General features: G+C 72.6%; 20 protein-coding genes. 12 read left to right on the forward strand and 8 right to left on the reverse strand.

Annotated elements, in window-relative coordinates:
- The first annotated feature begins 19 nt into the window (after positions 1-19).
- The 6 genes from mobA to ACHAAC_RS02960 are packed head-to-tail and all read left to right on the forward strand — an operon-like array spanning position 20 to position 4,011.
- The gene (mobA, locus tag ACHAAC_RS02935; protein WP_435714434.1) at positions 20-616 is read left to right on the forward strand and encodes a molybdenum cofactor guanylyltransferase; all 597 of its coding nucleotides are present in this window, start codon (positions 20-22) and stop codon (positions 614-616) included.
- A gap of 11 nt (positions 617-627) precedes the next feature.
- On the forward strand, positions 628-882 hold the full coding sequence (locus ACHAAC_RS02940; protein ID WP_435714435.1) for a DUF6457 domain-containing protein: 255 nt from the start codon (positions 628-630) through the stop codon (positions 880-882).
- On the forward strand, positions 879-1,694 hold the full coding sequence (gene fdhD / locus ACHAAC_RS02945) for a formate dehydrogenase accessory sulfurtransferase FdhD (protein WP_435714436.1): 816 nt from the start codon (positions 879-881) through the stop codon (positions 1,692-1,694). The genes ACHAAC_RS02940 and fdhD overlap by 4 nt, the downstream gene beginning before the upstream one ends.
- Positions 1,691-2,386, forward strand: a complete 696-nt coding sequence (locus ACHAAC_RS02950; RefSeq protein WP_435714437.1) for an aspartate/glutamate racemase family protein — start codon at positions 1,691-1,693, stop codon at positions 2,384-2,386. The genes fdhD and ACHAAC_RS02950 overlap by 4 nt, the downstream gene beginning before the upstream one ends.
- A gap of 51 nt (positions 2,387-2,437) precedes the next feature.
- Complete coding sequence (locus tag ACHAAC_RS02955) at positions 2,438-3,034, forward strand: TetR/AcrR family transcriptional regulator (protein ID WP_435714438.1); 597 nt, start codon at positions 2,438-2,440, stop codon at positions 3,032-3,034.
- Positions 3,034-4,011, forward strand: a complete 978-nt coding sequence (locus tag ACHAAC_RS02960) for an NAD(P)H-dependent flavin oxidoreductase (protein WP_435714439.1) — start codon at positions 3,034-3,036, stop codon at positions 4,009-4,011. Before ACHAAC_RS02955 ends, ACHAAC_RS02960 begins: the two co-directional genes overlap by 1 nt.
- Positions 4,012-4,025: 14 nt before the next feature.
- Here the strand turns inward: ACHAAC_RS02960 and ACHAAC_RS02965 are convergent, their stop codons facing one another.
- Genes ACHAAC_RS02965 through ACHAAC_RS02975 form a run of 3 tightly spaced genes read right to left on the reverse strand, consistent with a single transcriptional unit; the run spans position 4,026 to position 6,746 of the window.
- Positions 4,026-4,808, reverse strand: a complete 783-nt coding sequence (locus tag ACHAAC_RS02965; RefSeq protein WP_435714440.1) for an enoyl-CoA hydratase/isomerase family protein — start codon at positions 4,806-4,808, stop codon at positions 4,026-4,028.
- Entirely contained in the window at positions 4,805-5,560 is a 756-nt protein-coding gene (locus tag ACHAAC_RS02970; protein WP_435714441.1) for an SDR family NAD(P)-dependent oxidoreductase, read from the reverse strand. Before ACHAAC_RS02970 ends, ACHAAC_RS02965 begins: the two co-directional genes overlap by 4 nt.
- 46 nt (positions 5,561-5,606) lie before the next feature.
- Positions 5,607-6,746 (reverse strand): acyl-CoA dehydrogenase family protein, encoded by a 1,140-nt coding sequence (locus tag ACHAAC_RS02975; protein ID WP_435714442.1) that lies wholly within the window; start codon positions 6,744-6,746, stop codon positions 5,607-5,609.
- Positions 6,747-6,854: 108 nt separating this feature from the next.
- On the opposite strand from ACHAAC_RS02975, the gene ACHAAC_RS02980 reads away from it, so the two are divergent.
- Both ACHAAC_RS02980 and ACHAAC_RS02985 read left to right on the forward strand, forming a co-directional pair.
- Complete coding sequence (locus tag ACHAAC_RS02980) at positions 6,855-7,499, forward strand: lysoplasmalogenase family protein (protein WP_435714443.1); 645 nt, start codon at positions 6,855-6,857, stop codon at positions 7,497-7,499.
- A gap of 76 nt (positions 7,500-7,575) precedes the next feature.
- Entirely contained in the window at positions 7,576-8,334 is a 759-nt protein-coding gene (locus tag ACHAAC_RS02985) for a lysophospholipid acyltransferase family protein (protein ID WP_435714444.1), read from the forward strand.
- A gap of 33 nt (positions 8,335-8,367) precedes the next feature.
- Here ACHAAC_RS02985 and ACHAAC_RS02990 read toward each other — a convergent pair whose 3' ends face one another.
- The gene (locus ACHAAC_RS02990; protein ID WP_435714445.1) at positions 8,368-9,528 is read right to left on the reverse strand and encodes an NAD(P)/FAD-dependent oxidoreductase; all 1,161 of its coding nucleotides are present in this window, start codon (positions 9,526-9,528) and stop codon (positions 8,368-8,370) included.
- A gap of 119 nt (positions 9,529-9,647) precedes the next feature.
- On the reverse strand, positions 9,648-10,814 hold the full coding sequence (locus ACHAAC_RS02995) for an ROK family protein (protein ID WP_435714446.1): 1,167 nt from the start codon (positions 10,812-10,814) through the stop codon (positions 9,648-9,650).
- 154 nt (positions 10,815-10,968) lie between these two features.
- Here ACHAAC_RS02995 and ACHAAC_RS03000 point away from each other — a divergent pair, with 154 nt between their 5' ends.
- The gene (locus ACHAAC_RS03000) at positions 10,969-15,369 is read left to right on the forward strand and encodes a glycoside hydrolase family 97 catalytic domain-containing protein (protein WP_435714447.1); all 4,401 of its coding nucleotides are present in this window, start codon (positions 10,969-10,971) and stop codon (positions 15,367-15,369) included.
- A gap of 86 nt (positions 15,370-15,455) precedes the next feature.
- Complete coding sequence (locus tag ACHAAC_RS03005) at positions 15,456-16,301, forward strand: alpha/beta fold hydrolase (protein WP_435714448.1); 846 nt, start codon at positions 15,456-15,458, stop codon at positions 16,299-16,301.
- A gap of 6 nt (positions 16,302-16,307) precedes the next feature.
- On the opposite strand, the gene ACHAAC_RS03010 is transcribed toward ACHAAC_RS03005, so the two are convergent.
- A complete protein-coding gene (locus ACHAAC_RS03010; protein ID WP_435714449.1) occupies positions 16,308-17,123 on the reverse strand; it encodes an exonuclease domain-containing protein in 816 nt (271 codons plus the stop codon).
- Between the two features lie 101 nt (positions 17,124-17,224).
- Between ACHAAC_RS03010 and ACHAAC_RS03015 the strand changes: the two genes are divergently transcribed.
- The gene (locus tag ACHAAC_RS03015; protein ID WP_435714450.1) at positions 17,225-18,073 is read left to right on the forward strand and encodes an SDR family oxidoreductase; all 849 of its coding nucleotides are present in this window, start codon (positions 17,225-17,227) and stop codon (positions 18,071-18,073) included.
- A gap of 60 nt (positions 18,074-18,133) precedes the next feature.
- Positions 18,134-18,664 carry a hypothetical protein gene (locus tag ACHAAC_RS03020; RefSeq protein WP_435714451.1) on the forward strand — a complete coding sequence of 177 codons (531 nt, stop codon included), beginning with the start codon at positions 18,134-18,136 and terminating at the stop codon, positions 18,662-18,664.
- Positions 18,665-18,682: 18 nt separating this feature from the next.
- On the opposite strand, the gene ACHAAC_RS03025 is transcribed toward ACHAAC_RS03020, so the two are convergent.
- Positions 18,683-19,576, reverse strand: coding sequence for a sucrase ferredoxin (locus tag ACHAAC_RS03025; protein ID WP_435714452.1), 894 nt, complete (start codon positions 19,574-19,576; stop codon positions 18,683-18,685).
- A gap of 11 nt (positions 19,577-19,587) precedes the next feature.
- Positions 19,588-20,877, reverse strand: a complete 1,290-nt coding sequence (locus ACHAAC_RS03030; protein WP_435714453.1) for a cupin domain-containing protein — start codon at positions 20,875-20,877, stop codon at positions 19,588-19,590.
- Position 20,878: the final 1 nt, after the last annotated feature.

Here is a 20,878-nt window from a genome sequence, read left to right on the forward strand (position 1 = left end):
CGGTCCTAGGGTGGCTCCCATGCCGTCCGTTGCCACCCCCGCTCACGACGCCGTCGTGCTCGCCGGCGGACAGGCCAGACGCCTCGGTGGGATCGACAAGGTGCTCGTGGAGAGCGGCGGCCGGACCCTGCTGGCCACTGCCGTTGCCGCCGCCACCCAGGCTCGCGACATCGTGGTCGTGGGCCCCCGGCGCGACGCCGAGCTGCCTCGTGTCGTGCGGTGGACGCGCGAGTCACCGCCCTTCGCCGGCCCCGTCGCCGGGCTGGCCGCCGGGCTCGCCGAGCTGCCCGATGGCGCCGAGCTGGTCCTGCTTCTCGCAGCCGACCTGCCGCACGCCGACGTCCTGACAACCGCCCTGCTCGCCGCGCCTCCGAGCGGCGACGCACGAGTCGTGGTCGACGCCGACGGTCGCGCCCAGTGGACCGCCAGCCTGCTGCGTCGAGGCCGGCTGGCCACGGCGCTGCGCGAGCTGGGCGACCCCACCGACGCCTCGTTGCGCCGTCTGTTCTCGCACCTAGAGTGGGAGAAGGTCGGGGTGCTGCCACACGACGACGCCGGTCGAACCAGCGACCCGACCTGGGACGTCGACACTCCCGACGACCTGCCCGACGCCTGAGGAGGCACCCGATGGCCGACCAGCAGCTGATCGATCACTGGTGGGCACAGCTGTGCGCCGAGCTCGACGTCGACGCACCCGCCACGCCGGACGTCGTGCTGGACCTCGCTGCCACCGCCGCGCACGAGGTGGTGCGCCCGGCTGCCCCGCTCACGACGTTCCTCGTGGGCTACGCCGCCGGACTCGCCGGAGGTGGCGAGGACGCGGTGGAACGCGCCCGCGCCGTCGCCCACCTGCTTGCCCAGCGACACGGGGAATCGGCGTGACCAAGGCGGTGCAACGTCGACGCCTCACGCGGGTGGACATCGTGGAGGGCTCCCGCCCCCGGCACGACTCCCTCGCCACGGAGGAGCCCCTGGAGATCCGCCTCGGCGGCAAGGCCTTCGCCGTGACGATGCGGACCCCCGGCGACGACTTCGACCTCGTCGCGGGTTTCTGTGTCTCCGAGGGCATCGCCGCGGGTCCGGACGACCTGCAGGCGATGCGCTACTGCGCCGGCGAGCAGGAGAACACCTACAACATCATCGACGTCGCGGTCCCTCCTGCCGGCGCCGTTGTCGCGGCCGTGCGTGAGCGGCACGTCTACACGTCCAGCTCGTGCGGGGTGTGCGGGCTCGCCTCCATCGACGCCGTCGCCACCACCTCACGCTTCGAGGTGGCCACCGACGACGTGCGCGTGGACATCAACGTCCTCGCCGCACTGCCTGACGGACTGCGTGAGCAGCAGAGGGTGTTCGAGTCCACCGGTGGCGTCCACGCCGCGGGACTGTTCGCGGCCGACGGGACGGCGCTGTGCGTGCGCGAGGACGTCGGCCGGCACAACGCCGTCGACAAGGTCGTCGGCTGGGCGTGGCGCGAGAACCGGCTCCCACTGCCCGGCACGGTGCTGCAGGTCTCCGGACGGGCGTCCTTCGAGCTGGTCCAGAAGGCGGCGATGGCGGGGATCCCCGTCCTGGCCGCCGTGAGCGCGCCCTCCTCCCTCGCCGTCGACCTCGCCGAGCGCTCCGGCATCACGCTCGTGGGGTTCTCCCGAGGGTCCTCGTTCAACGTCTACGCCCACGGTGAGCGACTGACGTGAGGAACATCGGTCTGCTCGGCGGGATGAGCTGGCAGAGCTCGGCGCTGTACTACCGACTGCTCAACGAGGGAGTGCAGCAACGGCTCGGCGGGCTGCACTCGGCCCGATGCACCTTGCGCTCGGTGGACTTCGCCGAGGTCGAGGCGCTGCAGTCCGCCGGGGCGTGGGACGAGGCCGGGCGGCTGCTTGCCGAGGAGGCACGACAGCTCGAGCGTGCAGGCGCCGACGTGCTCGTGCTGTGCACCAACACGATGCACCTGGTCGCCGAGACGATCGAGTCGGCGATCTCCATCCCCCTGCTGCACATCGGCGACGTGACGGCCCAGGCGGCCCGAGAGGCCGGCGTGCGCACGGTGGCCCTGCTCGGGACGGCCTTCACGATGGAGCAGCCGTTCCTGCGCGAGCGGCTCGCCCGGCACGGGCTCGACGTGGTGCTGCCCGACGCCGACGAGCGTGCGGACGTGCACCGCGTCATCTACGACGAGCTCGTGCTCGGGCAGGTGCGCGACGGCTCGCGGCGCCGGTTCGCCGAGATCATCGGCCGGCTCGCGGACGACGGCGTCGAGGGCGTCGTCCTGGGCTGCACGGAGGTCGAGCTGCTCATCACGCAGGACGACTCCCCGGTGCCGGTCTTCCCGACCACGCGGCTGCACGCCGAGGCCGCCGTGGCGCATGCGCTGCGGGACGACTGACCCGCACCGCAACGTCAGTACTCCAGGAACCCTCCGAGTACCCTGTGGCGCATGCCCCCTCGTGCTGCTCGGTCCGCCGAGCGTGCGACGACGCGACGCGAAGAGCTGCTGGCCGCCCTCATCGACGTCTTCTTCGGCGAGGGCTTCGCCCACCTGAGCGTTGAGGACCTGGCCCGCCGCCTCGGGTGCTCCAAGTCGACGCTGTACGTCGTCGCCACCAGCAAGGAGCAGATCGTCGTCGCCGTGGTCCGAGCCGTCTTCCGACGCTCCACCGATCGCGTCGAGGCGCGGGTGGCCCGCGAGCCGGACCCCGTGGCGCGCATCGGGGTCTACCTCGAGGCCATCGCCACCGAGCTGTCTCCCGCCTCCCCCGCCTACTTCGCGGACCTGGAGGCCCACGCGCCCGCGCACGAGGTCTACCGGCAGAACACCGCGATCGCCGCGGCACGCGTGCAGGAGCTGCTGCGTGAGGCGGGGGCCGACGCCGTCGACCCGACGTTCGTCGGTACCGTCGCCGGGCTCGTCATGGAGGCCATCCAACGTCGCCGCATCGAGGCCGCCACCGGCCTCGGGGACGCCGAGGCCTTCCACGCCCTGGCCCAGCTGATCACCGCCGGCATCGCCGGACCATCCGAGAGGACCCCCTGATGATTCGTACCGAGTTCACCGAGACGTTCGGCGTCGAGCACCCGCTGCTGTGCGGGGGCATGACCGGGCTGGGCACCGCCGAGCTCATCTCCGCCGTCGCGAACGCCGGTGCGCTGGGCTTCCTCACCGCCCTCACGCAGCCGACGCCGGAGGACCTGGTCAAGGAGATCGCCCGCACCCGCGACCTCACCGACAAGCCCTTCGGAGTGAACCTCACGATCCTGCCGACCATCCAGGAGGTGCCGTACGCGGAGTACCGCGCCGCCATCGCCGAGTCCGGGGTGAAGGTCGTGGAGACCGCCGGCTCGAGCCCCGAGCCACACCTGCCGGACTTCAAGGCCGCGGGCATCAAGGTCATCCACAAGGCGACGAGCGTGCGTCACGCGCTCTCGGCGCAGCGCAAGGGCGTCGACGCCATCAGCATCGACGGGTTCGAGTGCGCCGGCCACCCGGGCGAGGACGACGTCCCCGGGCTCGTGCTCATCCCGGCCGCGGCACGGGCGCTGGACATCCCGATCATCGCCTCGGGTGGGCTCGCCACCGGGTCAGGGCTCGTGGCGGCCCTCGCCCTCGGCGCGTGCGCGGCCAACATGGGCACCCGGTTCATGGCCGTCGACGAGGCGCCCATCCACGACAACGTCAAGCAGCAGATCGTCGCCAACGACGAGCGCAGCACCCAGCTGGTCTTCCGCGAGTTCGGCAACACCGCCCGCGTGGTCAAGAACTCCGTGTCCACCGAGATCGCCGAGATCAGCCGTCGCCCCGGGGCGACCTTCGACGACATCGCCGCGCTCGCCTCCGGTCAGCGCGGCCGCTCGGAGGTGCTCGGCAAGGGCGAGATGGAGGGCGGCATGTGGTGGGCCGGCCAGGCGCAGGGGCTCATCCACGAGGTCGGGTCGACGCAGCAGGTCGTCGACACGATCATCGCCGAGGCCACCGAGCTGCTGGGCACGACGCTCCCCGGCCTCGTGCGCTGACCGGTCCCGGCCGGCTACCGGCGCAGGAAGCCGTCGATGAGCGCCCCGGTCTCGGCGGTGGCGGCACTCGCACCGATGCTCGCCGCCTCGGCGTCGAGCTGCTCGTCCAGGCTCGCCGTGAGGCCGTCGCGCAGCAGTCGGCGCGCACGGCCGAAGGCCCCCGCCGGTCCGGCAGCGAGCTTCTCGGCGAGCGTGACAGCCTCGCTCTCGACGTCGGCGTCGTCCACCAGCCGACTCACGATGCCCCAGTCGGCGGCCTCCTGCGCCGTGACCTTGCGCGACGTGAGCGTCAGATCCAGGGCCCGCTGCAGGCCCACGACCCGCGGCAGCAACCAGGACTGGCCGAGGTCAGGGGTGAGGCCGACGGCGGTGTAGGCCGTGACGAACGCGGCCGAGCGTCCGGCGACCACCAGGTCGCTGGCCAGGACGAGCGAGAGTCCGGCTCCCGCCGCAGCACCCTGGACGCCGGTGACGACCGGCTTGTCCAGGTCCCACATCAGCCGGACACTGCGGTGGGCGAGGTCGGCGAGACCACTGACGAACGTGCCGCGGTCGTCGGCGTCCGCCATGGCAGCGAGGTCGCCGCCGGCACTGAACCGGGCCCCGCGGCCGGTCAGCAGCACGACCCTGACGGCATCGTCGTCGCGCACGCGCAGCAGCGCCTGCTCCAGCGCCTCGCCCATCGGCACGGTCAGGCCGTTGGCGGCCTCGGGCCGGTTGAGCTCGATGCGCGCGACGCCGGACTCGGTGACGGTCAGGACGACGGGCTCCTGCCCGGTGCTCGGTCGGGGGCTCATCGGGGCGCCATCCGCAGGGCGCCGTCCATCCGGATGGTCTCGCCGTTGAGGTAGTCGTGCTCGACGATCATCGTGACCAGGCGGGCGTACTCCTCGGGCCGGGCGAGCCGCTGCGGGAACGGGACGCCGGCGGCCAGCCCGGCACGGACCTCCTCGCTCACCGTGGCGAGCATCGGCGTCTCGACGATGCCCGGGGCGATGGTGTTGACGCGGATGCCGTGCTGCGCCAGGTCTCGTGCGGCCGGCAACGTCATGCCCACCACTCCGCCCTTGGACGAGGCGTAGGCCACCTGGCCGACCTGGCCGTCGAAGGCGGCGATCGAGGCCGTGTTCACCACGACGCCTCGCTGGCCGTGCTCGTCTGGCTCGGTCTGCGCCATCGTCTCGGAGGCGAGGGCCATGACGGTGAAGGTGCCCACGAGGTTGACGTGGACGACCTTGGCGTAGAGCCCCAGGTCGTGCACGCCCTTGCGGCCGAGGATCCGCGCCGAGGGTCCGATGCCGGCACAGCTGACGACGGTGCGCAACGGGCCCAGGTCGGCAGCGACGCCGAGGGCGCTGCGGACCTGCTCCTCGTCGGTGACGTCGGCAGCGACGTAGGTGACGCCGTCCACGGTCGGCGCCTGCTCGATGCCGGACGGAAGGTCGATCGCCACGACCTGTGCACCGCGCTCGGCGAGGGCGGCAGCGGTGGCCGAGCCGAGCCCCGAGGCTCCCCCGGTGACGACGGCGGACGTGTCCTTGAGCTCCATGCTCACTCTCCTTGGTGTCGAGACTCGTGCATCCTTGCAGCCGGTGTCAGCCGGCGAGGTGCCGACCGATGACGAGGCGCTGGATCTGGTTGGTCCCCTCGAAGATCTGCATGACCTTGACCTCACGCATGTACCGCTCCACCGGGAAGTCCCTGGTGTAGCCCGCCCCGCCGAGGACCTGGACGGCATCGGTGGCCACCTGCATCGCCTGGTCGGTGGCGACGAGCTTGGCGATCGACGCCTCGCGGCCGTAGGGACGGCCGGCGTCCTTCAGGCGAGCGGCGTGCAGGTACGTGGCCCGGGCCGAGCCCACCGCCGCGGCCATGTCGGCCAGCAGGAAGGTCAGGCCCTGGTGGTCGATGATCGCCTTGCCGAAGGCCTCCCGCTCCTTGGCGTAGGCCACTGCCGTGTCCAGTGCGGCCTGGGCGATGCCGGTGGCGACCGCCGCGATGCCCAGACGACCGGCGTCGAGCCCGGCCAGGGCGATCGACAGTCCCCGTCCTTCCTCGCCGAGGCGGTTCTCCGCCGGGACACGGACGTCGTCGAAGAGCATCGTGGCCGTCGGCGAGCCCATCAGGCCCATCTTCTGCTCCGGGGGGTCGGCGCTCAGCCCGGCGGTGTCGGCCGGGACGAGGAAGCAGGTGATGCCGCCACCGTCGTCGGACGTGCGGGCCATGACCTTGTAGAAGTCCGCCTCCCCCCCGTGCGTGGTCCACGCCTTGGCACCGTTGATGACGTACTCGTCCCCGTCGCGCACGGCCTTGGTGCGCATCGCCGCCGGGTCGGACCCGGCATGGGCCTCGGAGAGGCAGTAGGCGCCGAGCAGGTCCCCACCGAGCATGTTCGGCAACCAGCGCTCCTGCTGCTCGACGCTGCCGGCCGTGGCGAGGCCGAAGCAGCTCAGGGCGTGCACGCTGACTCCCACGCCCACGCTTGCCCACCCCGTCGCGATCTCCTCCACGACTTGCAGGTAGACCTCGTACGGCTGTCCTCCGCCGCCCAGCTCCTCGGGGTAGGGCAGGCCCAGCAGCCCGGCCCGGCCCAGGGTGCGGAAGACCTCTCGCGGGAAGGCCCCGGTCCGCTCGGTCTCGTCGACCCGGGGCCGCAGCTCTGCCTCGACGAGGGTGCGAGTCAGCTCGACGAGGTCGGCGGACTCCTCGGTGGGCATCAGGCGCTGGACGGGCATCGAGTCTCCTGGATCGGGAGTACCGTGACGAGTACCACGGAACGTCCCACAGTACCGGCGCGGTCCCGAGCGCCAGCACCGGCCACCGCGGACCGATACCGTCGCCCCATGACGACGACGCTCCGCGGCCCGTGGGTCGCGGCCTTCGGTGCCGCCGTCGCGCTCCACCTGGTGCTGCTGGGTGCCGACCTCTCCCCGTGGGACAGCATCACCAAGTGTCTCCTCGCGCCCCTGCTCGTGTGCTGGGTCCTCGCCGTCCGGGGACCGCACCTGCTCGTGGCGGCCCTGGTCTTCTGCTTCCTGGGCGATCTGTTCCTGGAGCTCGACGGGCTCTTCATCGTCGGCATGGCGGCCTTCGCCCTCGGCCACGTGTGCCTGGTGGTCCTGCTGGTCCGCCGCGGAGCACTAGAGGCGCTGCGCGCCAGACCCTGGATCGTGGCCGTGTACGTGGTGGCGGCCATCGTCCTCGTCGCCTGGGCCTGGGGCGGGCTGCCCGACGAGCTCAAGGCCCCCGTGCCGGTCTACGCCGTGCTGCTGCTGGCCACTGCCGCCACGTCGGCCGGCGTCGACAGGGTGGCCGGCGCGGGTGGCCTGCTGTTCCTGGTCTCCGACGGCATCATCGCCCTGGGCGAGGCCGGCCGCATCGACTCCGGCGCCACGCTGACAGGCCTGGCCGTCATGACGCTGTACTCCGCGGCGATCCTGCTGCTCACCGCCGGGATCCTGCGACACGACGCCACGCCGGCCGCATGAGAGAACGCCAGCGAACGAGCAACAAGCCCTTCATGCGGGTACGTCCCTACGGTGGTTCTTCTGAGGGCGTGACCGCATGAGGTCCGACCGGACGTACCGCGTCGTGGTGCGCATCATCGGGGGGATCTTCAGGGTCCTGGGCGTGCGGTTCACCGTGCGCGGCGGCGAGCACCTGCCCCGGACCGGCGGCGCGGTCGTCGCGTCGAACCACATCAGCTTCATCGACTTCACCGTCGTCGGCTACGCAGCGCGGGATCGTGGCCGACTCGTGCGCTTCATGAGCAAGACGTCGGTCTTCGAGGTCCCCGTCGTCGGCAGGCTGATGCGGGCGATGGGGCACATCCCGGTCGACCGCTGGACCGGGGCGAGCGCGTACCGGCGAGCGCGGCGCCTCCTCGCGCACGGCGAGGTCGTGGGCGTCTTCCCCGAGGCCACCATCAGCCGTTCGTGGCGGGTCAAGAGACTCAAGCCGGGTGCCGCCGGGCTGGCCCTGTCCCGCGACGTCCCGCTCGTGCCGTGCGTGCTGTGGGGCGCCCACCGGATCCTGACGGTCGACGGTCGACGCAGCCTGCGACGCGGCATCCCGGTCACCGTCCTGCTCGGGGAACCGCTCGTGCCACGCGCCGACGAGACCGCCGACGAGCTCACCGATCGCCTGCACGAGGCGATGAGCACGCTCCTGGCCGAGGCCGTCGACGCCTACCCCGACGTCCCCCGTGACGACGCGGACCGATGGTGGGTCCCGCACGACCGCGGCGGCACCGCCCCCGACGTCGAGACCGCCGCCGCCCTGGACCGCGAGGCCCTGCGCCGCATCGGCGCCCCCGGCGACTGACACAGGTCCACCCGTGGCGGCGGTTTACCGGCGTCAGATGATCGCCGTCTCCGGGCGGGTCGTCGAGTCGGCGAAGCGCTCCACGGCCAGCGCGCCGACGTCGACGAAGGGGCGCGCTCCCAGGACGAGGTCCCGGACGACCTCCCCCACGGCGGGGCCCATCAGGAATCCGTGCCCGGAGAAGCCGCAGGCGTAGACGAGGCCGCTCACCGTCGCGGATCGTCCGATGAGGGCGTTGCAGTCCGGCGTCATCTCGTAGAGCCCGGCCCACCCGGCGGCGATCCCGACGTCGGCCAGGCTCGGCGCGCGGTGCTCGATCGCCTCGGCGAGGTCCTCCAGCCAGCGCGGCTCCCGAGACTGGTCGAAGCCCCAGCTGTCGCGGCGTTCGGGGAGCCCCATGAGCAGACCCTGCCCCTCGCCGTGCAGGTAGAACGACGTCGAGAAGTCGATCGTGAAGGGCGTCTGCGGGTCCAGCCCCGGCACCGGCTCGGTGATCGCCACCTGGCGGCGCAGCGGCTCGACCGGCAGGTCCACCCCGGCCCAGCGCCCCACCTCGCGCGACCACGCACCCGCAGCGCACACCACCGTGCTCGTCGCGATGGTGCCGGCTGCCGTGTGCACCCCGAGGATCTCCTCGCCTGCCATCTGCAGCCCCGTGGCCGGACTGTCGGTCAGGATCGTCGCCCCTGCGCGCCTGGCCGCCCGCGCGTAGCCGAGCACCACCGACTCGGGGGCGCAGTGCCCTCCCCGAGGCGAGAACATGGCACCGAGCAGGCCCTCGGCCCGGACCAGTGGCGAGAGCCGGCCCGCCTCCTGCACCGAGACCATCCGGCTCGGGAGACCCATCTGCTGCTGGAGCTCCGCGTCGCGGGTGAAGGTCTCGACGTCCGAAGGGTCGTCCAGCAGGAAGAGGTAGCCCACCCGGTGCAGGTCGATCTCCTGGTCACGCTCGGACCCGAACTGCTCGAGAGCGTCGAGGCTGCGCATCGCCAGAGCGATGTTGAGCGGGTCGGAGAACGTCGCCCTCACCCCACCCGCCGCCTTGACCGTGGACCCGCCTCCCAGGGGCCCTCGCTCCAGCACGACGACCCGCTCGACGCCGGCCTCGGCGAGGTGGCACGCGGCGCTCAGCCCCATGACTCCGCCACCGATGACCACGACGTCGGCTGAGACTGGGAGGTCGGGACGGGACATGGGTGCTCCTGCATGCATCGGGGCTCGGCTGCCATCGTGCCTCCAGAGGGGGTCGCCCCGCGAGGTCCTCCCGACGACGCCGACGCGCACGCCCTGGCCGCACCACCACCTGCCTGGGCTCAGCCAGGACCCCGAAGACGAGCCTGCTGCGCCGCGAGCGCGACGGCACCACGCATCGGAGCCCGGGGCCCGAGGGTGGAGAACTCGATCCGCACGGTCCGCGCGATCGTCGACAGGGCGTGCCGTTCCAACGACTCCGCGATGCCGTCGCGGACCGGTGCCCCGCCCGCCGCGAGCTCCCCTCCGACGATGATCATCGCCGGTGACAGCAGGTTGCACATGTCCGCGAGGACGTTGCCCAGCCCCCGTCCTGCCTCGACGAGCAGCCGGTGCACGGCGGGCTGCCCCGCGCAGTCGCGCAGCTCGTCGTGCTGGACGATGGGCCCCACCTCGACGCCCACGGCCGCGAGCCTGGGGGTGAGGGCGCGCAGGGACGCCTCGGACTCCAGGCAGCCGTACTGGGCGCAACGGCACAGCGCCGAGGCACCCGGCAACCGGATGTGGCCGATCTCGCCCGCCGCCCCGTCGGGGCCGGTGTACAACCGGCCGCCGAGGATCAGCCCCGCGCCGACACCGACGGTGGCATTGAGGTAGACGAGGTCGTCGATCCCGGCACCCACGCCGTGCACCCGCTCACCCATGGCGCCGGCGTTGGCGTCGTTGGCGGGTGTCAGCTCGAAGCCGACCAGCTGCTGCAGCTCCTGCGCAGGACGCCGGCCTCGCCAGGTCGGCACGACGATCGGCGCAACGTGGACCCGGCCGGTGGCGGGCTCGACCGGAGCGGGCACCGCGATCACCCCGTGCTCCACCAGCCGTGACTCGATCCCGTGCTCCTCCAGCAGCTCGGCGACGAGGTCGGCCGCCTGCCTCAGCAGCTCATCGGCAGCGTCGGTCCCGTCATTGTCGACCCACCGCTCGCCGAGGACCTGCTCCCCCGAGGTGGCCAGGGCGACGGCGACATGTCGGTGGCCGATGTCGATGCCGACGACGTGGCCCGGGCGGTCGTCGAGCACCAGCCGCGTGACCGGACGACCCCGGCCCCGGACCTGCGCCGGGCCGATCTCGCGGACCACGCCGTCAGCCATCATGGCCCTGACGACGCCGGCCACCGTGCTCGCGCTCAGCCCCGTCGCGGCTTGGATCTCCCGCCGCGAGGCAGCGTGCAGGCGAGCGAGTGCGGCGCGGATCTCCTGCCTGCTCCGCTCTGCGCGTGCGTCGACCGTCATGGGCTCACCGTAGTGCCCGCGACCTATTTGTACGAGAACTGTGCAAAATCATTTTGATTAGCGCGGTTGACGCCTCGAAAAAAGTGGGCCACGCTGAGCCCCACACCGAGCTGTGATGCGAGTCACGCTGCTGCACCCGACGAGAGCCGAGCCGATGCGCCCCTCCTCCACCGTTCCCGCCCTCCGCGCCGCCGTGCTCGGCGCCCTCTCCCTCGTGCTGGCGGTGGGGACGACGACCGGCCTCGCTGCCGCACCGGCCCAGGCCGCACCGGGGGAGGTCGGGGCCCTCGACGGCGAGGAGGTGAGCTCGCCTGACGGCTCGATCAGCGCGACCGTCGGCGTCGTCGACGGACGCCTCACCTATGAGGTGGTGCGCGACGGCGCCACGTCCGTCGTCTCTCCCTCCGGGCTCGGCTTCACGCTGTCCGATCCGGACGTCGACCTCACCGAGGACATGGAGATCACCGGCGTCGAGCGCGACACCCACGACGAGACGTGGACGCCCGCGTGGGGCACCGACTCCTCGGTGCAGAACCAGTACGAGGAGCTGGTCGTCAGCGCCGTGCACACCCCCACCGACACCGAGCTGGACGTCAGCGTCCGGGTCTTCGACGACGGCTTCGGACTGCGCTACACCTTCCCCCAGCAGGAGGAGCTGGGCAAGTTCAACGTCACCGCCGAGGACACCCAGTTCGGGCTCTCGTCGGACCTCACGGCCTACTACCTGCGGGCCGGCACGGACCAGGCGGCCGATGAGAGGCACTACCAGACCGTTCCGATCGCCGAGGTGCCCGACGCCCAGACACCGATCACGTTCTCCCGCGACGACGGTCTCTTCATGAGCCTGCACGAGGCCGCTCTCGTGGACTACCCGAGCATGACCGTCGAGCGCGGCGACGGGCCCGAGGGCCAGCTCGTCAGCGAGCTGATCGCGCTGCCGAACGGCATCAAGGCGGTCCTCGACGTCAGCGAGGAGGACTTCTCCACCCCGTGGCGCACGATCACCGTGGGCCGCGACGCCGGCGACCTGGCCGAGTCGCACATGATCGCCAACCTCAACCCGCCGTGCACCATCTGCGACGTCGACTCCGACGACGACGGGACGGCGGACACCGCCGACTGGATCGATCCCGGCACCTACACCGGCGTGTGGTGGGAGCTGCAGCGACGCGACACCACCTGGAACGCCGGGCCCAACCACGGAGCGACGACGGAACGCACCAAGGAGTACATCGACCTGGCCGACGAGGCCGGCGCCAAGTACGTCCTGGCCGAGGGCTGGAACGTCAACGCCGGAGGCAGCTGGACCAACCAGGACTTCCTGACCCCGATGGACGACTTCGACATCGACGAGGTGCTCGCGTACGCCGAGTCCAAGGACGTCGGCTTCGTCGCCCACAACGAGACCCGCGGCTACGTCGACTACTACGACGAGAACATCGAGGAGATCTTCGCCCAGTACCAGGAGTGGGGCATCCACGCCATCAAGACGGGCTACGCCACCCGCTTCGACCTCGGCGGCACCGGCCGCAGCCACTACGACCAGGAAGCGGTGCGGCACTACCAGCGGGTCATGGAGGTCGCCGCCGAGCACGAGATCAACATCAACGCCCACGAGGCGATCAAGCCGACCGGCCTGCACCGGACCTACCCGAACATGATGACGGGCGAGGGCGTCGCCGGGATGGAGCAGCAGAACTACAAGGGCGCGAGCGGCAACCCGCCCGAGCAGGCCTCGATCCTGCCCTTCACCCGCTGGATGGGCGGGGCGGCCGACTACACCCCGGGCGTGCTGGACGTGCTCTGGGACCCGGGCAACCTGAACACGCGGGTGCAGTCGACGACGGCCCACCAGCTGGCGCTCTACACGACCTTCTGGAGCCCGCTGCAGATGCTGGCGGACACGCCGGAGAACTACGCCGCGCAGGACACCGCCTTCGAGTACCTCAAGGACATCCCGTCCACGTGGGACGAGTCGCACGTCCTCGACGCCGAGATCGGTGACCACGTCGCGACGGCCCGACGCTCCGGCGAGGACTGGTACCTCGGGACCATCACCGACGAGAACGACCGGACGGTGGACGTCCCACTGGACTTCCTGGAGCCCGACACCACCTACGTCGCCGACGTCTTCGCCGACGCGGCGGACGCCTCGTGGAAGGGCAACCCCACGGCCGTCACGCGGACCCGCAGCATCGTGGAGTCCGGCGACACCCTGTCGGCGTCGATGGTCGGCGCCGGTGGACAGGCGGTCCGGTTCACCGAGGCGACGCCGGAGCAGGTCGAGGAGCTGCCCGAGCTCGGTGCCGGCCAGCTGAGCCTGGCGGGCGAGCCCACGGCGACATACGAGCCGCTCGAGCGCGAGGTCACCATCGAGGCCGAGGTGACGAACGAGGGAGCGAGCGTCGCGTCCTCCTACCTCTACCTCGACGGCACACGGATCGACTCGGCCAGAGTGCGCCTGGACGGCGGGGAGAGCACGACGCTCTCGGCCACCGTCCCGGTGGGGTCCTTCCCCTACGCCCCGCGGACCGACGTCGGCCTCGGTGACGGCAGCGCGGTCCCCGACGAGACCGTCGGCGTCGCCCTGCTGCCCTTCCCGGACCAGAGCATGGTCGAGAGGGTCGGCGAGCTCGAGGAGTCCGAGGACCTCAGCGGAGACATCGCGTCCAGGATCCGGCAGCTGCTCGAGGGCGCCATCGACCGCGCCGGCAACGGTGACCTCACCGGCGTGGAGCTGGCGATGCAGAGCATCCGGCTGCGGCTGCTGGGGGCGGCTCCCGCAGAGGTGTCGTCCGATGCCCTCGAGGAGCTGGACGGCATCGCCGCACGGTGGCTCGGCGAGCCCTACGGCCTGATGGACGTGCTCGCCCGGGTGCGGGCCGCCCAGGACGACGGCACCATCACTGAGGATCAGGCCAGCGACTGGCGCGAGAAGTCGGTCACGGCCGTTCGAGCGGCCATCCGCGAGGACGACGAGGGCCTGGAGGCGGCCCTGGAGGCTTTGGCCGAGAGCCTGGCGGACGTCGAGGGCGAGGTGGCCGAGACGCTGCGCGCCACCGTGTCCCAGCAGCAGTCCGCCGACGCCCTCCTCGAGGCCGAGGACGGCGAGCGGTCCGGCGGCGCCGAGGTCGACGACGAACACCCGGGCTTCACCGGCTCAGGGTTCGCCAGGACGTTCAACGCGGTGGACGCCTGCGTCGCCGTCGCAACCACCGAGGTGCCCTCCGGCCCCTACCTGGTGACCACGAGATTCGCCAACGGCATGACCGTCGCGCCGCTGGACCGTCAGCTGACCATGACCGTCGGCGACCGGTCCTCCAAGGTCCAGTTCCCCAACCAGGGCCAGGGCTCCGACCGCTGGCGCCGGTGGGCGGACACCGACCCGTACCCCTTCACAGTCGGCGACGACGATCCGCTGAAGCTCTGCTACGACGAGGAGGACACCGGCAACGTCAACGTCGACTCCTTCACGCTCGCCCCGGACCCGGGCGTCATCCCCGAGTCGGCGGGCATCGGTGTCCCGACCATCGCGATGACGCTGGACCCGGCGACGCCCGACGGGAGCGACGGCTGGTGGACCAGTCCAGTCGACGTGACCGCCACGGCGGGAGACGTCGAGGGCGCCGAGCCCGAGCTGCGGATCGATGGTGGCGCGTGGGAGGACGCTGACGAGCCGCTGCGCCTGACCGAGGACGGGCGGTACCGCGTCGCGGCCCGGGCCGTCGCCGGTGACCAGGTCTCGGCGACCACCGAGCAGGAGGTGCAGATCGACGGCACCGCACCGGAGTCCTCCACTACGGTCGACGCAGGGGAACGGACCGTCACGATCGAGGCGGAGGACGCGACGTCCGGGGTTGCACAGGTCCAGGTCCGCACGGCGGGCGAGGGAGACTTCGAGACCTACGACGAGCCGGTCTCCGTGCCCGACGTCGGAGCGACCCTGGAGTTCCGTGCCGTGGACCGGGCCGGCAACGTGGAGGAGGTCGACACCGTGACGGTGCGGGCCGCCACGACGACCGTCGCCGAGGCCCCGGAGTCGGTGCAGCAGGGGCAGGCCGCGCAGGTCGACGTGACGGTCTCCGGACCGGACCCGCAGGAGGACGAGCCGACCAGCAGGGCTCCCGGCGACACCCCGACCGGTGAGGTCGAGGTGCTCGAGGCAGGCACGGTCCTGGCCCGGGGCGAGCTGCAGGACGGGGCGGCGTCGATCGAGGTCGAGGGCCTCGACGTCGGGGAGCGCACGCTCACCGTGCGCTACGTCGGCAGCGACGACTTCGCCCCCTCGGCGGACACCGTCGGGCTGCGCGTGGTCGCCGTCGACGGCGGTGGAGACGGCGGTGGACCCGGTGACGGCGGAGATGACGGCGGTGGCGACGACGGTGGCGAGGGCGCCGGGTCACCCGGAGGCGACGACGCGGCCGGGGAATCGGACGCCGCCGACGGCGGATGGCTCCCCTCGACCGGTGGCCCCGCGGCCTGGCTCCTCGCCCTGGCGGCCCTGATGGTCGGCGTCGGGCTGGCGCTGCGACGCCGACGAAGCCTGGACGGCTGAGGCAGGAGGCGCGGCCCGGGGCAGCTGCCCCGGGCCGCGTCGCGTGTGCCGTGACGGTCAGCACCGGCATCGGTGATGATGGGGCCATGACTCCCGGCGAGCTCCGACAGGTCCCGGTCGGCGACCTCCTCTTCGACGTCCGCGTGGCCGGCCCGGCCGATGGGGAGGCGATCGTGCTGCTGCACGGCTTCCCCGAGACGTCGGCGAGCTGGGACGCCGTCGCACCGCGGCTCGTCGAGGCGGGCTATCGCGTCGTGGCACCGGACCAACGGGGCTACTCCCCCGGCGCCCGGCCGGCGGACGTCTCGGCCTACACCACCGACCAGCTGGCCGGGGACGTCGTCGGGCTCGCCGACGCCCTCGGTCTGGAGCGCTTCCACCTCGTCGGGCACGACTGGGGTGCGGCCGTCGCGTGGGCGACCGCCGCCTGGCACCCCGAGCGGCTGGTCAGCCTCACGGCGCTCTCCGTGCCGCACCTCGTCGCCTACAACGCGGCCCTGCGCTCGGATCCCGAGGCCCAGCAGAAGGGGTCCTACATCCGGCTGCTGCGCCAGGAGGGCAAGGCCGAAGAGGCCCTGCTCGAGGACGACGCCCGGCGACTGCGGGCGATGTACGAGGGTGTCGTGCCGGCCGTGCAGGTCGACGCCTACGTCCGGCACCTGCAGCAGCCGGGCGCCCTGACCGCCGCCCTCGCCTGGTACCGCGCCATGACGCCCGCGCTGGCCGAGCTCCCCGCCGTCGAGGTGCCCACGACCTACCTCTGGAGCGACGGCGACATGGCCATCGCCCGCGCGGGCGCCGACGCCTGCCACGAGCACGTGCACGCCGACTTCACGTACGTCGTGCTGGAGGGGGTCTCGCACTGGATCCCCGAGGAGGCGCCAGACGTCGTCACCGAGCACGTTCTGGCCCGGGTCCGCTCCACGGCCTGACCCCGCTCAGCCGGTGAGTGGCCAGCCGTCGGGATCGTCCAGCTCGCGCCCGACCCGCCGGGCGTAGCTGTTCCAGTCCGCTGCGCGATCGGCGTACCACGCGCGCTGGTGGGTCATGAGGTCCTCCAGCGGCGTCCCACCGACCTCGGCGTGCCGGGCGGCGAGCTCGACGGCCACCTCGCGGGCCGCTCGGGCGTCGACCGTCGCGTCGTGCGCGCCGTCCACGCTCACGCCGTAGTAGGCGGCGACGTCGACGAGGCGCCGCTGCCCGAGCTGTCCGCGCTCGATGCCCCAGTCCACGACGTACGGGTCGACCACGAGCAGGCGGTCCCAGTCCGGCTGCGGCAGGGAGTGCCGCACCGCCTCGGCCCGCAGCATCGTGAGGTCGTAGCAGGCGTTGAACACCACGAGCCCGACGCGGCGCTGCACGAGGGTGTCGACCCAGTCGAGGACGACGGCGAGCGCATCGGCCGGCGGCGGGGCAGCCGCCACCATGGCGTCGGTGATGCCGTGCACCGCCGCGGCCGCGGCGGGGATGGGCACGCCGGGATTCACCAGGCCGGTGATCTCGAAGCCCGGCTCGTCCAGCAGGGCGTAGGAGACGACGCGATCGCCGTGGGGGTCCACCCCCGTGGTCTCGAGGTCGAGCGACGCCAGCGGCAGCCGGTGCCAGCCGTCGTGCGCGCCTCGCTCGGGCGGCTGGGGCGAGCAGGCCAGGCACCACGTGCGCCACTGGCCCGGCAGCCCGGTAAGCGCTCCACCGCCGGCCGCCACGTGGACCGAGCACGCATCGCAGAATCCGTCGAACCTGTTGGGCCTCACGGCACCTCCTGACACCGCTGAGGCTAGGGCCGCCCGCGGACACTTCCCTGCAGCGACACGGAGTATTGGTACGTTCGTCCCACTCTGACTGGAAGGTCGTCATGCCCCGCATCCGCACCGAGCCCTCGGGGCGCATAGCCCTCGTCACCGGCGCCGCGAGCGGCATCGGCCTGGCGACCGCCCGGCTCGCCGCGGAGCAGGGCGTGCGCCTGGTGCTGACCGACGTGGCGCCCGACGGGCTGGAGCACGCGGCGGCGAGCATCCGCGCCGCCGGCGGTGACGTGGTGCACCACGAGGCCCTCGACGTGGCGGACCGTGTCGCCGTGGAGGCCTTCGCAACGCGGGTGCACGAGAGTGTCGGCTCCGTCGACCTCGTCATGAACGTGGCCGGCATCTCCACGTGGGGTCGGATCGAGGACCTGCGGCCCGAGCACTGGCAGCGCACCGTCGACGTCGACCTGATGGGGCCGATCCACGTGCTCTCGGCGTTCGTCCCGCCCATGATCGAGGCCGGACGCGGAGGGCACGTCGTCAACGTCTCCTCCGCCGCCGGACTCTTCGGGCTGCCGCTGCACGCGCCCTACAGCGCCGCCAAGTTCGGGATCCGCGGCGTGAGCGAGGTCCTGCGCTTCGACCTCGAGGCCCACGGCATCGGCGTCACGCTGGTCTGCCCCGGTGCGGTCAGGACCCCGCTCGTGGGGACGGTGGACATCGTCGGCGTCGACCGGGAGAACCCCCGCGTGCAGCGGCTGGTCGCCCGCTTCGAGAAGCACGCCGTCTCGCCCGAGCACGTCGCCGAGCAGATGCTGCGCGCCGTGCGCAAGGGCCGCTACCTCGTGCTCACCTCGCCGGACATCCGCCTGGGCCACCTCGCCCAGCGCTTCGTCCCGTTCGGCTACACGACGGCGATGCGGCTCCTCAACCGCCGCGTCGTGAAGGTGCTGCGGTAGGGACTCCGTATGATCGCGCCCAGCGTCCACCGCTCTCGCGGTCGCTGGGCAGGGGGATCCATGTGGAGACGACTGGCACCGGTCATGGTGGCTGTGGCGGCGCTGGCGGCCGCCTGCGGCCCGCCCGACTACGAGGAGCCCGAGATCTGCGGGGTGTCCAGCGACGCCGTCGCACGAGCGCTCGAGACCCGGGGTTTCGAGGTCGCGTGGGACAAGAGTGCACCGATGCCCTACGACGGTGACGAGATCCTCGACGTCGACCTGCGGTTCGACACGGTCGACACCTTGGGCGCCTGCCTCGTCGACAGCGGGGACCAGCAGCTGCGCCTCGTCACCGAGATCGTGACGGTGCAGTCGGAGGCCGGCGATCGTAGGGACGGCCTGACGGCCGAGCCGGACGGCTTCTTCAGGGACGGCGAGGTCGTCGGCTACGCCACCGAGACCGGCGGACAGGCGATGTGCGGCCAGGTCGTCGTGACGGCGAGAGTCGAGGACGACACCGGCAACGGCCAGGGTGCCGGCGAGCCGGAAGGGGCCCGGGAGGTCCTGGACGAGCTGGTCGAGCTGGCGGGCTGCTGGGCGGAGGACTGACCCGCCCAACGCCCTATCTCAGTCCCACGCGCCGAGGAGATCCTCTACCTCGAACCGGCGGGCCGAGGTGGCGCGCGGCGCATGGCAGGTCAGCAGGGCCGGGTCGGCCGGGACGGCACGCACCGACGCCGTCACGAGGCTCGGGAGTGGCACCACGGCGTCCAGCCGGACCCGCCAGGCGTCGTCGGCCACCTGCTCGACGTGGCCGGCCGTCACGGCCCGAGGGCCAGCGGGGCCCCAGCGCCTCAGTGCCTGCGCCGCGACGGCCTGCGCCACCGGGGGCAGGGTGCTCGAGCCGCGCAGGAAGTCCGTCGCCACGGCGCCCTCGAGGTGGGTCTGCACCACCTCCGGCGACGTGGAGTCGTCGAGCCCTCCGTAGTAGGTGCCGTCCGGCAGCACCACGACGTTCGCCGCGAAGCGGTCCCCGCCGACGTGGCTGCACTCCCACGTGGCCTGCGGCCACCGTGCGGCGAGCGCCGCAGCCACCGGCCGTCCCCGCACGGCGCAGCAGGTGTCGTGCCGACCGTGGGCGCACACGAGGAGGACGGGCTCCTCGCTCCACGACGTCGAGTCCGCCGCGAGGGCCGCGACCGCGGCCCGGAGGTCGCTCGGGTCCTGCCACGTCCCCCAGATGATGCGTCCCGCCGCGACGTCGGCAACAGCCCAGGCGCGGGGTCCGTCGGCGTCCTGCCGACCGTGCCGGCGGATCAGGAACGTGCGGCCGCTCGCGGCTCGCGTCGCCGCGACGAGCTCCGGCACGACGTCCTGGAGCCCCTCGGCCTCCAGGGCGTGGAACGGCCAGGGGCCGGGGTGCTCGACGAGCAGGAAGCGTCGGACGTGCAGGGCCGTGCCGACGATCGGGTCGCCGCGGTCGCGTGCGGTGTCCGCGCACAGCACGGGAGGGTCGGCCATCCGATCAGTATTCAGGCCGGCTCGACCAGACCCGCGGCCAGCAGGGCGGCGACGAGGTCCCGGGCCGACTCGTCGTGCGGTGCGACCTCCAGCGGCTCCCCGTCGATGAGTCGTCGCGCGGCATCGACGTGCTCGGGGGCGACGTCGTGCACGCCGGCCCTGCTCCTGAGGCGGCTGGCCCCATCGGTCTCCTCGAGCCTGGCCCGCACGTGGGGACGGAGAACGACGATGACGGTGTCGTCGCCGAGCGACTGCGCCGCCCGCAGCTGCGCCAGCGGTCCGACGGGCGCCGGTCGGGTCGCGGCGTCTACCCGCGGAGCGAGACGGGCGGCCAGGGCGGCCAGCGTGACCGCGTCGATCGCGTCGTGCAGGCGCTGGCGGACCATCGAGACGTCGGCGTCGAGGTCGGCGGCGTCGGTGACGCGCACCCCCAGGGGCAGCGAGGCGCGCACGTCCTCGTCCTCGGCCAGGAGCTCGGCGGCGCGATCCAGCATCTCCTCGGCCAGGGCGTGCCGGGTCCAGGTGTGCACGCCGATCGTGACGTGGGTGCTCACGTCGCCCAGCGCGGTGGCCGCGTGCAGGTAGCCGCGCGGCAGGTAGAGGCAGTCGCCGGGACGCAGGACGGTGTCGATCACCGGCTCGCGCTCGGCCTCGGTCGCGACGGCGTCGCGACGGTCGGTCCACGGCTGGTCGCGCAGCGGGGCCGGGTGGACGGGCGCGTGGATGCGCCAGCGCTTCTCGCCGGAGATCTGCAGCACGAAGACGTCGTGCACGTCGTAGTGGTCGTCGAAGCCGCGCGACTGCGGCGGCGTGACGTAGGCGTTGACCTGCACGGGGTGGCCGAGCTCCTCGCCGAGGTCGGTGGCGAGGCGCCGGACCGGCTCCCACGTGCGGTGCAACGCCTGGAGCACGAGCGTCGCGCCGTCGGCGAACAGCGCGGTCAGGCGGGTGTCGTCGAGCTGGTCGGCGATCCCGGCGCCGGCCCCAGCACCGCTGGTGAACTGCCCGGTCGGCACCGTGGAGCCGTTCCGTGCGACACGCAGGAACGGCGTGCGCAAACCGCGGGAGGAGACCAGCTCGTCGACCGCGGCCTCGTCGAGGACGTCCTCGAAGCCGCGTGGGAGCTCAGCAGCCGGGGTCAGCAGCGCATCACGCCCCCACACGTCCACGGCGAACGCGGCAGGGTCGGCGACGAGTCGGGACAGCGCCGAGCGGGACTGGGCTGCCCGGGACTGGGCTGGGGGCCCGGCCCGGTGGTCGTCACCGGAGCCGGGCACCCGAGCGGTCGTGGAGACGGACACG

Origin of the sequence: Aeromicrobium sp. CF4.19 (genome assembly GCF_051262555.1) — a bacterium.
GTDB lineage: Bacteria > Actinomycetota > Actinomycetes > Propionibacteriales > Nocardioidaceae > Aeromicrobium.